Source organism: Arthrobacter sp. P1_A5, from assembly GCF_056406825.1.
This window is the reverse complement of the sequence record NZ_JBFTZL010000103.1, coordinates 1-13,280: the sequence shown is the minus strand read 5'-3', so window position 1 is coordinate 13,280 and position 13,280 is coordinate 1. Positions and strand designations below refer to the sequence as shown.

Genomic DNA, 13,280 nt, shown 5'->3' with positions numbered 1-13,280 from the left:
CGGCAGGCCGACGCCGGTGGCGAAGGCCTCGTTCCAGTGGATCGGGTTGAAGTCACCGGATGCGCCGGCGTACTTGACGAGGTCGGTGCGGGTGACGGTAATGCTGCGGCTGCCAATGTCCTGGCCGACCGTGAGTGCTGCGATGTCGATGCTCATGGCTACTGTCCCTCTCCGCGGACCAGGATGGACGAGGTGGTGGTAGCGACCGGCTCCCGGACACCGGTGGCATCGCCGGCGACACCGGTGGCATCGCCGGGGGCCAGGGCGAAGATTTCCGAGCGGGTGGTGATCATGGCTCCGCCGCCCATGGCGCGGACGCCGTCGACGTGCAGTTCGGCGACCAACCGGTCCCCCGCGACGATCGGGCGGTGGTGCGTGAACCGCTGGTCGGCGTGGACCACGCGGGAGAAGTCGATCCCGGATTCCGGATCCTCGATCAGCTGCGCGTCGGCGCGCTGCGCGACGATAATGGCGAAGGTCGGCGGCGCCACGAGGTCCCTGTGACCCAGCGCCTCGGCGGCGGCAACATCGAAGTGGGCAGGGTGGGTGGCCTTGACCGCGCGCGCGAACTCGCGGATCTTCTCGCGGCCGACGTCATACACCTCTGCGGCAGGGTAGCTGCGCCCCTGCAGGTCCGGATTGATAGTCATGGTTCCAGCCTATCGCCACGCCCGGAGCCGTCCGGCTTCGTGACAGGGTGCGCGCCGGGAACCGGACGGGCACAGACGGGCGCTCCGGCGGGTCTTGACCGGCGCTCCGGCGGGTCTTGACCGGCGCGATATGATGAAAACATCAATCCATCAATCCGAATCGCCGAGGGCGCCGCCGCACCGCGCCGCGAACGGATGCGAGAAAGTGTTTCCCCGCCATGATCTCCGCCGCGCAGACCCCCCTGTATGAAATCAAGGCCAACCTGTTCAAAGCCCTGGCGCACCCGGCCCGAATCCGGATCCTCGAGCTTCTGGCGGCCGCGCCGGACAATACGGCGCCGGTCAGTTACCTACTCGCCGAGACGGGGCTGGAGCCCTCGCACCTGTCCCAGCATCTGGGCACGCTGCGCCGGCACGGTGTGGTGACGTCGGTCCGGACGGCGAATGTCGTGACCTACCGGCTGACTCATCCCAAGATCAAGGAGCTGCTCGCGATTGCCCGGGTCTTCCTGCTGGACACCCTGGCCGGTTCCAGCGAACAGCTCCGGATAGCGCAGGAGCTGCCGGCAGGCCACCTCGACCGCGCGGGCGACGGCGACAGTACCGGCCGCCTCGACGCCACGGCAACGTGAGCGCGGCCCAGGCAGCAGACCCGGCGACGACATCTGCCACGGCACGGGGACGCTTCGCCCGGTTTGTGCCGTCCCGCCGCGACTACGAGCTCTTGAGGTCCGCCTGGAAGACGGACCTGTTCGCCGGCATCACGGTGGGCATTGTGGCGCTCCCCCTGGCCCTGGCCTTCGGGGTCAGTTCCGGGGTCGGGGCGGAGGCCGGACTCATCACCGCAGTGGTGGCAGGACTTGTCGCCGCCGTCATGGGCGGATCCAACGTCCAGGTCTCCGGCCCGACCGGCGCCATGGTGGTGGTCCTGGCCCCGGTGGTCGCCGTCCACGGCGTCGGCAGCATTGCCCTGGTCTCTGTATTGGCCGGGCTGCTGGTCGTGGTCCTGGGCGCCAGCGGGCTGGGCCGGGCCGTCGCGTTCATCCCGTGGCCGGTCGTGGAGGGTTTCACACTCGGCATCGCCGCCATCATTTTCCTCCAGCAGGTTCCCTTGGCCACGGGCACCGAGGGAACGCCGGGCCACAACACCCTCCTGGCCGCCGTCGAGAGCGCGTCGCAGGCCACCATGCCGACCGTGCTGGAAACGCTCGCGGTGGTGGCATGCGTCGCGGCCGTGATGTACCTGCTGCCCAGGCTGAGCAAGGCCCTGCCCGCGAGCCTGATCGCGGTGCTGCTCACCACCGCGGCGTCGGAGATGCTGGCGCTGGACATACCGCGGATCGGCGCGCTTCCGCACTCCCTGCCGGCGCCCTCGATGCCCTCTGTCGATCCGGCCGCGCTGGGAGGCCTGCTGATGCCGGCCGTGTCCATCGCGACGCTCGCCGCCATCGAATCCCTGCTCTCGGCCCGGGTGGCCGCCGGCATGGTCGGCCCCGACGGCCGTCCGTCCGGCGCGTACAGCCCGGACCGGGAGCTCACCGGCCAGGGGCTGGCCTCGATCGCTGCCGGATTCTTCGGCGGCATRCCCGCGACGGGCGCGATCGCGCGGACCGCCGTGAACGTCCGTTCCGGGGCCAAGACCCGGCTCTCCGCGGTGGTGCACGCCCTGGTGCTGCTGGCCATCATCTACCTGGCGGCGGGGCTCGTCGGCAGGATCCCGCTGGCGGCGCTGGCCGGCATCCTCATGGTCACGGCCGTCCGCATGGTCTCGCGGCACACCGTCACGGCGATTTTGCGCTCCACCCGGGCCGACGCCGCGGTCTTCGTGGTCACCGCCCTCATTACCGTCGCCTTCGACCTCATTGTGGCCATCCAGATCGGACTCGCCGCGGCCGCCGTGTTCACGCTGCGGACATTCGCTTCGCTGAGCGGGGTCCGGCGCGAAGACATCCCGGGGCCGCCGGTTCCGGGCGACGAGCACATCGCCATCTTCCGGCTGGACGGGGCCATGTTTTTCGGTGCAGCGGAGCGGGTCCTGCAGGAGATCAGCCAGGTCCGGGACATCCAGGTGGCCGTCATCCGGCTCTCCCAGCTGCGGATGCTGGACGCCACGGGCGCCCACATGCTCGTTGAGGTGGTCTCCGCGCTGGAGCTGCGCGGGGTCACGGTCCTGCTGAAGGGGGTCCAGCCGCAGCATCTGGAGCTCGTGACCAATGTGGGGGTCATCCGCTCACTGCGGCATCACAAGCACCTGTTCACATCCCTCCCGGACGCGGTGGAGCATGCCCGGAGCCATGTGGTGCGGAACGCGGCCGCTAGCGCTTGAGGTTTTTCCGGATCGCCTGGCCGCGGACCACAAGCCCGGCAATGTGCAGGATCAGGCCGAGCCCGATCACTGCCAGTGAGGCGAGGGCAAGGGGCTGGTTGCCGGTGCTGTTGCCCACCACGCTGAGGATGATGCCGAGGGCGATCAGGCCCATGGCGCTAAAGACGAGCACCTTGTAGGTGGTTGACGCGGTGGCCCAGAATTCATTCAGCACCGTGCCAGTCTACCGGGGCGGCCGGACGACGCCGCGAGCCGCAAAAATTCCTGGCGACACTCACATTGCCTGCCGGCGCGGGAATACGGGCGCGTCCGGTAATTTGCGCGTCGCGGGGCAAATCCAGCGTCAGAACAAGGCTTCCTGCACGGCCGGGACATCCGAGCCGTGGTCACCGAGTTCGATCACCCGGGCCTTGAGCTGGCCCAGGTTCACCACGAATTCCAGTCCGCTGCCATCCAGCGCCGCGAGGGCAATGCTGCCGCTCAGCGCGTCGATCCGGAACCCGTGCGCTCCGGCCGCGAGGTCGTGCGGATAGGCGTGCCGGGCAGCCGGGGCGCAGGCCTTCGCGGAGAGCTCCGGCCGGGCCCACCGTTCATCCACCACCGCGAAGCCCTCCCCGCCGGCACCGGCGAGCAGGGTCCGGGCCTCCCCTGCCAGCCGTCCGTTCAGGGCGTCGAGGTCGACGGCGGCTGCCGGGGCGAGCAGCGCAGCGGCCTTGGCGGCAGCGCGGACCTGCTGCGGCAGCCCGGCCTCGCGCGTGATCATGTCCTCGAGGAGGCGGACCACGCGGCCGTCCTCGGCACGGGCGACGTACCGGGCGACGACGGCGCCCTGCTCGGCGAGCCGGTTCCATTTGCGCGGGTGGGACGCGGTGCCGACCTTGCTGGCCCCGTTGGCGAAGGTGGCGACGTAGAGCCAGTGCGGCTGCATCAGGTACGCGCGCAGGCCCGGCGGGACCCGGCCGCCGCGGTGGAAGTCATGGATCAGCCGGGAGTCGTCCAGCACGAAGCACCGCTCGCACTGGCTGCCCCTTGCGGCGGGAGCCCGGTCCGGGCACAGGACGTGGTCCCGGTCCGCGGGTCCGTGCACCTGGTGGTGCCCGAGGCAGTGCTTGCCCGGGGCGGCGAGCCGGAAACCGAGGCGGGTGCCGGGGTCGAGCGTCAGTGCGGTGAAGGCGCCGCCAGGGCCCTGCAGGCGCATCGCCGGTGGCCTGCCGCCGGACGCTGCGGCGGGCCCCGGCGCCGGACCATCCCAAAAGACCCCGTGCACCAGATAGCGGGTATCGGTCACGGGGTCTCCTGCGGTGGTGATGTGGCTACAGGGCCGGCTGCACGCCAAAGGCCACGGCGAGCTTCATGATCTTCTCGGCCCGGCCCAGGCGCGGCAGGTCGGAACCGTCCCGGATGACGCGGCCGCTGGCCTCGAAGTCGGCCATGAAGTCCGTGGCCCAGGCGACGTCGGACGGGGTGGGGCTGATGACCTCGTTGATGACCGGGGTCTGGTCGATCGCGAGGCAGAGCTTCCCGGTCATCCCCATCATCACCGTGATGCCGGTCTGTTCGCGCAGAATCGGGTGGTTCGTCCCGAYGGTGGGGCCGTCGATGGGGCCGGGCAGGTTGCCCACGCGGCTGGCCACAACGAGCTTGGCGCGGGGGTAGGCCATGGCTTCCGCGGTGGCCGCCATGCCGGTGTCGCGGCGGAAGTCGCCCGAGCCGAAGGCCAGGCGGAAGGCGCCCTGGGCCTTGGCGATGTTGTTGGCTTCCTCGATGCCGACGGCGGACTCGACCAGGGGGATCACCGGGGTCTTGCCGTCCATCCGGTGGAAGCTCTCCGTGACCTGGTCGGCCGATTCGGTTTTGGCCAGCATGATGCCCAGCAGTCCGGGGGTGCCGCGCAGGCCGGCGAGGTCGTCGGCCCAGAACGGGCTGGTGGCGTCGTTGATCCGGACCCATGCGCTGCCGCCGGCGGTCAGCCAGTTCACGACGTTGGCGCGGGCGGCGTCCTTCTGCGAGGGGTCCACCGCGTCTTCGATGTCGAGGATGATCGCATCGGCCCGGGAGACGGCGGACTGGTCGAAGAGGTCGGTCTTCATCGCGTTAACCAGCAGCCAGGAGCGGGCGATGTCGGCCGGGATGTTGCGTTGGGGCCGAAGTGATTCGGCGGTGGTGGTAGAGGTCATGCATCTACGCTAGTCGCCCGGGGGCACTTGCCGCTAAGCGATCCGGCCTTCAGCGGCGACCATTACGACCAAAATCACATCCCTGCCCAGCTGGCCGACAGCAGAAGCCGTTTCCAGGCTCAAAACGGCCAGACGGCCGGCCAGTTGGGTGGGGCGGACCGCCTAGGGGATGTTGCTTCCCCGGGCCGCGACCCAGAGCCCGTACCACTCGGCGCGCGTCATCGCCGCGGCGGCCTCGGGGGCGCCGGCGCAGGCGAGGATCCGGTCCGGGTTCGCGGTGCCGATCACGGGCGCAATCCCGGCAGGGTGCCTCATGAGCCAGCCGAGCACGATCGCTTCCCCCGTGGTCCCCTTCTCGGCGGCCAGGGCGGCCACGAGGGAGGTGGCAGCCTCCTCGGCCGGCGKCCGCGCGGCCGCCGGCGCCCCGGTGTAGAGGCCGCGGGCCAGCGACCCGTACGCCTGCAGCCGGATGCCGTTCCGGACGCAGTGCTCCACGGTCCCGTGCGGGAAGCTGTAGTCCGTGCCCTCGGCATGGTTGACCAGCACCGTGCTTTCCAGCCACGCCCGTTTCAGCAGGCTCATTTCGAGCTGGTTGCCCACCACGGGAACCTCGAGCCGGTCCTGCAGCATCTCGATCTGCGGGCCCGACATGTTGGACACGCCCACGGCCCGCACCTTGCCTTCGGCCATGAGCTGCCCGACGGCGGAGGCCACCTCCGCCGGATCCATCAGGGGATCCGGGCGGTGCAGCATGAGCACGTCGACGTAGTCCGCCCGGAGCCGGGCCAGGCTTTCGTTGACCCGCGCCAGGATGCCGTCCCGGCTGAGGTCGTAGTAGGCCTCCAGGCCCTGCTCATTGAGCCGGATGCCGCACTTGGTCTGCAGCCGGATATTCTCCCGCAGCCCGGGGGTGCGGGCCAGGACCTCGCCGAAGACGGCTTCGGCCTTGCCGTTGGTATAGATGTCCGCGTGGTCGAACAGTGTGATGCCCGCGTTCAGGGCGGCCTCGATGGCCGCAGCCGCCTCGTCCACGTGTGCGGACGAGTACGGCTCGGCCGACCAGTCGCCGCCCAGGCCCATGCAGCCGTAGACGAGTTCCTGGGGGAGGTTCCCGGCGCCTGCGTGCGTGCCGGGCGAAACCTGCGGTGCGGGACTCACCGCAGCCAGACGGTGGTGTTGGCCGGCAGCTGCCCGCCATCCAGCGGGCCGCTGCTGACCAGCACCTCGCCGGCCGGCAGGTCAACCGGCGCGTCGCCGAAGTTGGTCACCGTCTGCCAGCCGCCGGGACGGCTGAAGCGCAGGACGTCGGCGCTGCCGGATTCCTGCCACTGCAGTTCCTCCGAGGTCTGGAGTTCGCGGCGCAGCTTCAGGGCCTTGCGGTAGAGCTCGAGCGTGGAGCCTTCCACGCCGTCCTGGGCTGCCACCGCGTAGCGGCTGAACCAGGCCGGCTGCGGGAGGTGTGCCCCGCCGGCGCCAAAGCCGAACGAAGTGCCCTCCGGGGCCCAGGGCAGGGGCACGCGGCAGCCGTCGCGGCCGATCTCCACGCCCTTGTTCCGGAAGAAGGTGGGGTCCTGGCGCTCGGCGTCGGGGATCCCCGCGACTTCCTGCAGGCCCAGTTCCTCGCCCTGGTAGAGGTAGGCCGAACCCGGCAGGGCCAGCATCAGCAAGGTCGCGGCGCGGGCCCGGCGCAGGCCGAGTTCGACGTCGAGCTCCTCGACGGGGGCGCCGGCCAGCAGCCAGCCCTTGCCGTCCTGGCCCTGGGCGTGCTTGCCGCCGCCCTGGGGCAGCCCGTAGCGGGTGGCGTGGCGGACGACGTCGTGGTTGGAGAAAACCCAGGTGGAGGAGGCACCAGACTCGGTGGCCTCGGCGAGGTTCCGGGCGATGATTTCGCGGAACTCGCCGGCGTCGAAGTCGGCCTGCAGGAGGTCGAAGTTGAACGCCTGGCCCAGGCCCTCCGGGCTGGCGTAACGGGCGCGGCGGGTGGCGTGCACCCAGGCCTCGGCGACGGCGGTGCGCGGCGGGTTGTATTCGTTGAACACCTCGCGCCATTCGGCGTAGATCTCGTGGACTTCATCGCGGTCCCAGAACGGGTGCGAGCCGTCCGGGAAGCCGTCCGTTCCGGTGTTGGCGGCGCTGAGCTCCACCTTGGAGATCAGCGGCTCGGTGAGGTCCTTGGTCAGCGCGTGGGCGACGTCGACGCGGAAGCCGTCCACGCCGCGGTCGGACCAGAAGCGGAGCGTCTTGAGGAAGTCGTCGCGGATTTCCCGGTTGGCCCAGTTCAGGTCCGGCTGTTCCTTGGCGAAGATGTGCATGTACCACTGGCCGGGCGTGCCGTCGGGCTCGGTGATGCGCTCCCAGGCGGGGCCGCCGAAGACGGATTCCCAGTCCGACGGCGCGAGCTCGCCGTTTTCGCCGAGACCGTCGCGGAAGATGTAGCGCTCGCGGGCCGCGGAGCCGCGCGGGGAGGCCAGGGCCTCCTGGAACCACTCGTGCCGGTTCGAGGAGTGGTTGGGGACGATGTCGGCGATGAGCTTGATGCCGGCGGCGTGCAGCGCGGCGGACATCTCGTCGAAGTCCGCCAAGGTGCCGAGCTTGGGGTCCACGTCGCGGTAGTCGTCGACGTCGTAGCCTCCGTCGGCGAGGGCCGAGGGGTAGAACGGGGAGAGCCAGACGGCGTCGATCCCGAGGTCCTTCAGGTACGGGACCTTGGCGGTGATGCCCTTGATGTCGCCCAGGCCGTCACCGTTGGAGTCCGAAAAGCTCCGCGGGTAGATCTGGTACACCGATGCCTGGCGCCACCAGTTGGGGTCGGCGGCGAGGTCGGAACCGGACAGGGTTGCCAGCGTGGCGGTGTTGGTCAAAGGAGAKTCCTTCGGGTCTGGGAGGGCTTCTGGTAATTTAGATACAAGCTAAATATATTGCCTGAACAATTATGGGTCCGGGGACAGAAGAGGTCAAGAAGTGATGCCGCACGCAGCCGCCGCCACGCCGCAGCTGCTGCGCCGCGTCAACGCCCAGGCCGTGCTGCGMCACATCCGCGGCGCCGATGTTGCCACCGGAACCGAGTTGATGGCCCTGACCGGGCTGACCCGGGCCTCGGTGATTGCCGTCTGCGAGGACCTGATCGGCCGGGGCTGGATCGTGGAGCAGGACCAGCCCGCAGACCCGGCAAGTCCGCGGAAGGGCCGGCCGGCCCGGCGCTTTGCCTTCAACCGGGGAGCGGGCTTCGTGCTGGGCCTGGACATTGGTGCCGCGACCACCACCGCCGCCGTGGCCGACCTCCGCGGCACGGTGATCGGCCGTTCCAGCGGAAGCTTCCGCGCGGCGGACATCCCCGCGCAGGAGCGGATCGGCGTCGTCGATCTCGCCTGCCGCGAGGCGCTGGAAGCCGCGGGAGCGGACCCGGGCAGGGTCCTGGCCGTCGGCGCCGGGATCGCAGCGCCGGTGGACCGCGACGGCAACGTTCTGGTGACGCAGCGTTTTTGGAGCCTGTTCGACGTCGGGCTCCGCTCCGCGCTGAAGGAGCTGCACGGTTGGACCGTGCTCCTGGAGAACGACGCCAACCTGGCTGCGCTCGGTGAGCGCTGGCGCGGGTCCGGTGTGGGCGTGGATGATCTGGTGGTGCTCCTGGCCGGCGAACGCCTGGGCGCCGGCGTGATGGAATCCGGCCGCCTGCTCCACGGCCGCGGCGGGGCCGCCGGCGAGATGGGCTATCTGGACATGGTGGAAGGTGTTGGCTCCAGCGACGGCATCGCGGCCCTGGTGCGGCAGTGGTCGGCGGCCGGCGGCGGCCCCTCCGCGGGCGGCCCTGCCAGTGCGCCGCGCGTCTTCGCGGACGCGGCCGCGGGAGACCCCGCGGCCCTGGCCATCCTGGACCGGATTTCGGAGCGCATGGCCCGGGTCATCGCCTCGATCGCGAGCCTGATCAACCCCGAGCAGGTGGTGATCGGCGGCGCCGTCGCCGAGTCCGCCGGGGCGCTCCTGCCCGGCATCACAGCGCTGCTTCCCCGCTTCACCGCGACTCCCCCGCGGGTGACGGTCTCACCCCTGGGCGACGCGATCGTCACGGCGGGCGCGGTCCGGCACGCCCTGGACTACGTTGAGGCGAATGCCTTGGAGCTGGCCCTCCCCGCGCGGGGCTGACCCTGGTCYGTTGCCCTAGTCCGGCATGATCATGGTGCGCAGGTCCAGCTGCCGCAGCACCCGGTCCGCGACTTCCGGGTCCATGCCCGGCTCGTTCCGGGCCGCTACGACTTCCCGGCGGGCCGCATCGAGGGCGATCGTCTGCACCGCAATCGCCAGTTCCCGGCCACGCTTACGCTGCTCCCCCGCGCTTTCATTCCGCAGGCTCCCGTCCAGCAGCTCGGCGTGCAGCCGGGTCATTTTCTCCTTCACGAGCGCCACCTTATCCGCCGGCAGCTCCTTCATGAGCTCATTGTCCTTCAGGGCCGCGATCGCTGCCTGTTGCGCCCGGCTCGCCAATACGCGGGCGGCGTCGCGTTCTTCGGAACCGTCCTCGGACGCMTTCAGGACCCGCATGAGCCACGGCAGCGTCAGCCCGGGCAGCACCAGGGTGGCCAGCAGCACGGCGCAGGCGATCACCAGCAGCTCGCTGCGGGCAGGGAACGGCGTGCCGTCCGCAACGGTTAGCGGAAGAGCCAGGGCCAGCGCCAGGGTGGCCAGGCCCCGCATGCCGCACCACGTGAGTATCAGAACGTCCTTGGCCGAAGTAGGGCGCAGAACATCCTTCCTCGCCCGGGAGAGGCCGGACATCATGGCCAGCCATGCGAAGCGTGCGGCGAACACCAGGACGCACACCACCGCGGCCGTCCCGACCATGCCGAAAACGCCGCTGCCTTCGTCGTGGATGACCTGCCGTACTTCCAGCCCCACCAGCCCGAACGCCAGGCCGGTGACCAGCAGTTCCACGACGTCCCAGAACGCGGTGCGGGTGACCCTCTCCGCGGCGTCCCCGGGCCGGGAGTGCCGCTGCATTTCCAGCGCGGTGACGACGACGGCGATCACCCCGGAGGCGTGCACCTCCTCGGCCAGGATGTAGGCGGCAAACGGCACCACCAGGGTGACGGCGCTCCGGGCCACCATGGAGGTCACCAGGCGGGTGATCAGGCTCGTGAGCCAGCCCATGCCGATCCCCACAACCACCGCGATCGCAGCTCCCAGGACAAACTGGAGGACGACGTCGGAGGCAATCTTGGTACCGGCGACGGCGGCGGCCACGGCCGCCTGGAAGATGACGATGGCAGCGGCGTCGTTGAACAGGCCCTCGCTCTGGAGCACGTTGATGAGCCGCCGCGGCATGTGGACCCGGCTGGCGATGGAGTCCACGGCCACGGGATCGGGCGGGGCCACCATGGCGCCCAGGGCGATCGCGGCCGGTATGCCGATGCCCGGGATCATGAGCCAGGCCGCGCCGGCGACCACCGCCGTCGAGACCACCACGAGCGCGACGGCAAGCATCAGCAACGTGCGCCAGCGGACCCGGAAAACAGCCCACGAACTGCGCTGCGCTGTCGCGAAGAGCAGCGGGGGCAGGAAAATGGGCAGGATCAGCTCCGGCGGGATCTGGATCTCCGGGAAGCCGGGGATGAACGTCAGGGCAACGGCCAGGATCAGCATCAGCACCGGGTAGGGCAGCCTCAGCTTCTCCCCGAGACCGACAGCGCCCACCGTAGCCAGCAGAAGTCCAACGATGAGTGCCAACTGATCCATGTGCCCGCTTTCCCCGGAGGCGGGCCGGGGCATCCCGGGTGGATGCGCGGACCGCCCCCACCACCCTATCGGGAAGGGTCCTGGGCTAGCCCAACGGTTCCAGCGCGGCCGCGAGCGGGAGCGTGCCGTCCCGGAACTCGATGGTGCGCCCGATCGTGGCCGGCAGCCCGAGGACCGCCGCCGCCACCAGGGCGACGTTGGCCCGGGCGGTTTCGGTGCCGTCGGACGTGTCGGCGGGGTCGACGTCGATCATCCCGTTGCCGGGTCCCGTGGTCAGCGTTCCGGGGCCCAGGACGGTCCAGTCAAGGCCTGAACCGCGCAGGTACTCATCCGCCGCGGCCTTGGCTTCGGCGTAGGCGAAGAAGCCGTTGTCCGCGGGGACTCCGTGGTCCGGCCCGGCCCCGAAATAGGACACCATGACGTACCTGCTGACGCCCGCTTCCGCCGCGGCGTCCATGGAACGGATCGCGGCGTCGCGGTCCACGGCGTAGGTCCGTTCGGGGCTGCCGCCGCCGGCTCCGGCCGACCACACCAGGGCGTCGTGTCCGTGGAGGGCTCCGGCGATCTGCGCCGTCGTCGCGTTCTCCACATCCAGCAGCGCCGGCGTGGCGCCGGTGGCCGCGACGTCGGCCGCATGGTCCGGGTTGCGGATAAAGGAGGTGACCCCGTGCCCTTCCGCCGCGAGGATCCTGGACAGTTCCAAAGCCACCTTGCCGTGGCCGCCGATAATTGCGATGCGCGTCATGGTCCCATTCTGTCCCACCGGACAGCGAACTGCTGCCCCATGGTCCACAGGTTGGTGGTGGTCCAGTAGATCAGGACGCCGATGGGGAACACGATCCCGCCCACACCGAAGACGACCGGCAGGCTGAACAGCAGCACCTTTTGCGGGCCCATGAGCGGAGTCGCCACGGCCTCGCCGGACAGGCTCCTGGCCATGATCTGCCGCTGCGTGATGAGCTGTGAGGCCGTCATGGCCAGGATCATCGCAATGGAGAGGATCCACACCGAGAGCTGACTGCCGCCGCCGCCGCCGTGCAGCAGCGAAGCCGAGAGCGGGGCGCCGAAAATTGTGGACTCGTCGAACTGCGCGACCTGTTCGGGGCTCATTGCCCCGACGCCCTGGCCGCTGGATTTGGCCGAGCTGATGCCGGACAGCATCTGGAACAGCGCGAAGAAGAAGGGCATCTGGATCAGCAGGGGCAGGCAGGCGGAGAACGGGTTGGTGCCGTGCGCCTTGTAGAGGGCCATCTGTTCCTGCGCCATGGCCTGGCGGGAGACCGGATCGGTCTTGCCCTTGTATTTGTCCTGGAGCTTCTTCAGGTCCGGCTGCAGCCGCCTCATGCGCTGCTGGACGTTGACCTGTTTGAGGAACACCGGGATCAGGGCGGCGCGGATCACCAGCACGAGCCCGATGATGGACAGCGTCCAGGTCCAGCCGCTGGCCGCCGGCATGCCGATGGCGCTGAGTCCGTCATGGAAACCCGCCATCATGGCTGAGACCAGCCATTTGAACGGGGCCATGATGGTGCCAAGAAGGTCCACTGATATCCCCAACCGTCAGTTGCTGCAAAGCTACGGCGAAACAAGCCGCTTGTCACGGGCTCGCGTTGCGGAAGGCACACCGCTGACCAGGAGACGATTCAGCCGGTGTCCGGGCGTGCCCGCACTGCACTGACGCCGTTGATTTTTTAATCCTCCCTGCGCGAAGTGCATTCCCGTAGTCGCCACCTTCCCCACCGACGAGCCGGTGCCGTGGCGGAGCTACAGCCGCCACTTGGGCCGCAAGCTATCCCCTAGCGTGGCCGAAAACAGGATTCCCTGAGCGTGTAGAGGTGGGAGGTACCAACCGCCCCCTCTCTCAGTCCCACTTTGGCCCAAACCCACCTCAGACGGGCCTGTCAGCTTCTATCCCGTACGACGTCGGAGGCGCTATCACTACCGGGGACAGCGGCGGGGCTGTCGCGGGTCCCTCCCCCTCCCCTTTGTGAGGGGGGCATGAGAGGACGGGGGCAACCGGACAGAATGTCAGGTGAAGGACCCGAGGACTGGATCCCCGCCCAGTAGGCTCGGGGCAAGGGCACCCTAGCGGCGGATTGTGGAGGCAAGGCAATCGTGGAAGGCATCGTGTTCATGCTTGTGGCGTCGGCGTGGTTCGTCTTCCGTAGGCGCATAGCCGCGTATCAGGTGTACCTGATCACGGAAAAGTTCAAAGTACTTGCCGTCAGGGACAAGGCTGAGCAAGCCCAGGGCATGGAGGGCATAGGCATCCTGTTCTGCTCGCTACTCTTCGGTGCCGGCGCCCTCATGGTGGTGCTCCACATTTTGTTCGTCTGATATGTAGTGATCGTTTGTCAAGGGCGTGGGGAAGCGGTCCCGGGTTGGGTTGCCCGGGAC

General features: G+C 69.4%; 14 protein-coding genes. 4 read left to right on the top strand and 10 right to left on the bottom strand.

Going from position 1 to position 13,280, the window contains the following annotated elements; translation table 11 throughout:
* Together AC1D1S_RS13935 and AC1D1S_RS13930 are read right to left on the bottom strand one after the other, a co-directional pair.
* A partial coding sequence (locus AC1D1S_RS13935) for a MaoC/PaaZ C-terminal domain-containing protein (protein WP_476994727.1) occupies nt 1-156 on the bottom strand: 156 nt, incomplete at its 3' end.
* Between the two features lie 2 nt (nt 157-158).
* A complete protein-coding gene (locus tag AC1D1S_RS13930; RefSeq protein WP_243181113.1) occupies nt 159-650 on the bottom strand; it encodes an FAS1-like dehydratase domain-containing protein in 492 nt (163 codons plus the stop codon).
* A 218-nt stretch (nt 651-868) separates the two neighbouring features.
* On the opposite strand from AC1D1S_RS13930, the gene AC1D1S_RS13925 reads away from it, so the two are divergent.
* Together AC1D1S_RS13925 and AC1D1S_RS13920 are read left to right on the top strand one after the other, a co-directional pair.
* Nucleotides 869-1,282: an ArsR/SmtB family transcription factor gene (locus AC1D1S_RS13925; RefSeq protein ID WP_243181114.1), complete on the top strand. Its 414-nt coding sequence runs from the start codon at nt 869-871 to the stop codon at nt 1,280-1,282.
* A complete protein-coding gene (locus tag AC1D1S_RS13920) occupies nt 1,279-2,976 on the top strand; it encodes a SulP family inorganic anion transporter (RefSeq protein WP_476994726.1) in 1,698 nt (565 codons plus the stop codon). The genes AC1D1S_RS13925 and AC1D1S_RS13920 overlap by 4 nt, the downstream gene beginning before the upstream one ends.
* Here AC1D1S_RS13920 and AC1D1S_RS13915 read toward each other — a convergent pair.
* From AC1D1S_RS13915 to AC1D1S_RS13895, 5 genes are all read right to left on the bottom strand, one after another.
* Complete coding sequence (locus tag AC1D1S_RS13915) at nt 2,966-3,190, bottom strand: DUF3188 domain-containing protein (RefSeq protein ID WP_028276510.1); 225 nt, start codon at nt 3,188-3,190, stop codon at nt 2,966-2,968. The two genes, AC1D1S_RS13920 and AC1D1S_RS13915, sit on opposite strands and share 11 nt — an antisense overlap.
* Nucleotides 3,191-3,319: 129 nt before the next feature.
* Nucleotides 3,320-4,264, bottom strand: coding sequence for a DUF2797 domain-containing protein (locus tag AC1D1S_RS13910; protein WP_476945732.1), 945 nt, complete (start codon nt 4,262-4,264; stop codon nt 3,320-3,322).
* A 25-nt stretch (nt 4,265-4,289) separates the two neighbouring features.
* Nucleotides 4,290-5,153 (bottom strand): HpcH/HpaI aldolase/citrate lyase family protein, encoded by an 864-nt coding sequence (locus tag AC1D1S_RS13905; protein WP_476994725.1) that lies wholly within the window; start codon nt 5,151-5,153, stop codon nt 4,290-4,292.
* A 162-nt stretch (nt 5,154-5,315) separates the two neighbouring features.
* On the bottom strand, nt 5,316-6,311 hold the full coding sequence (locus tag AC1D1S_RS13900; RefSeq protein ID WP_476994724.1) for an aldo/keto reductase: 996 nt from the start codon (nt 6,309-6,311) through the stop codon (nt 5,316-5,318).
* Nucleotides 6,308-8,014, bottom strand: coding sequence for a glycoside hydrolase family 13 protein (locus tag AC1D1S_RS13895; RefSeq protein ID WP_476944024.1), 1,707 nt, complete (start codon nt 8,012-8,014; stop codon nt 6,308-6,310). The genes AC1D1S_RS13900 and AC1D1S_RS13895 overlap by 4 nt, the downstream gene beginning before the upstream one ends.
* Nucleotides 8,015-8,117: 103 nt before the next feature.
* On the opposite strand from AC1D1S_RS13895, the gene AC1D1S_RS13890 reads away from it, so the two are divergent.
* Nucleotides 8,118-9,296, top strand: coding sequence for an ROK family transcriptional regulator (locus AC1D1S_RS13890; RefSeq protein WP_476994723.1), 1,179 nt, complete (start codon nt 8,118-8,120; stop codon nt 9,294-9,296).
* Nucleotides 9,297-9,311: 15 nt separating this feature from the next.
* On the opposite strand, the gene AC1D1S_RS13885 is transcribed toward AC1D1S_RS13890, so the two are convergent.
* The 3 genes from AC1D1S_RS13885 to yidC form a co-directional block, all read right to left on the bottom strand.
* Nucleotides 9,312-10,883, bottom strand: coding sequence for a Na+/H+ antiporter (locus AC1D1S_RS13885; protein ID WP_476994722.1), 1,572 nt, complete (start codon nt 10,881-10,883; stop codon nt 9,312-9,314).
* Nucleotides 10,884-10,968: 85 nt separating this feature from the next.
* Nucleotides 10,969-11,628 carry an NAD(P)H-binding protein gene (locus AC1D1S_RS13880; protein WP_476944632.1) on the bottom strand — a complete coding sequence of 220 codons (660 nt, stop codon included), beginning with the start codon at nt 11,626-11,628 and terminating at the stop codon, nt 10,969-10,971.
* Nucleotides 11,625-12,428, bottom strand: coding sequence for a membrane protein insertase YidC (gene yidC / locus AC1D1S_RS13875; protein ID WP_476944633.1), 804 nt, complete (start codon nt 12,426-12,428; stop codon nt 11,625-11,627). The genes AC1D1S_RS13880 and yidC overlap by 4 nt, the downstream gene beginning before the upstream one ends.
* 570 nt (nt 12,429-12,998) lie before the next feature.
* On the opposite strand from yidC, the gene AC1D1S_RS13870 reads away from it, so the two are divergent.
* Nucleotides 12,999-13,220, top strand: coding sequence for a hypothetical protein (locus tag AC1D1S_RS13870; RefSeq protein WP_476994721.1), 222 nt, complete (start codon nt 12,999-13,001; stop codon nt 13,218-13,220).
* The last annotated feature ends 60 nt before the right edge of the window (nt 13,221-13,280 follow it).

Bases quoted from the DNA above. Each gene is read 5' to 3' on its own strand.
- AC1D1S_RS13930 (WP_243181113.1), bottom strand. From the start codon at position 650: ATGACTATCAATCCGGACCTGCAGGGGCGCAGCTACCCTGCCGCAGAG.
- AC1D1S_RS13880 (WP_476944632.1), bottom strand. From the start codon at position 11,628: ATGACGCGCATCGCAATTATCGGCGGCCACGGCAAGGTGGCTTTGGAA.
- AC1D1S_RS13925 (WP_243181114.1), top strand. From the start codon at position 869: ATGATCTCCGCCGCGCAGACCCCCCTGTATGAAATCAAGGCCAACCTG.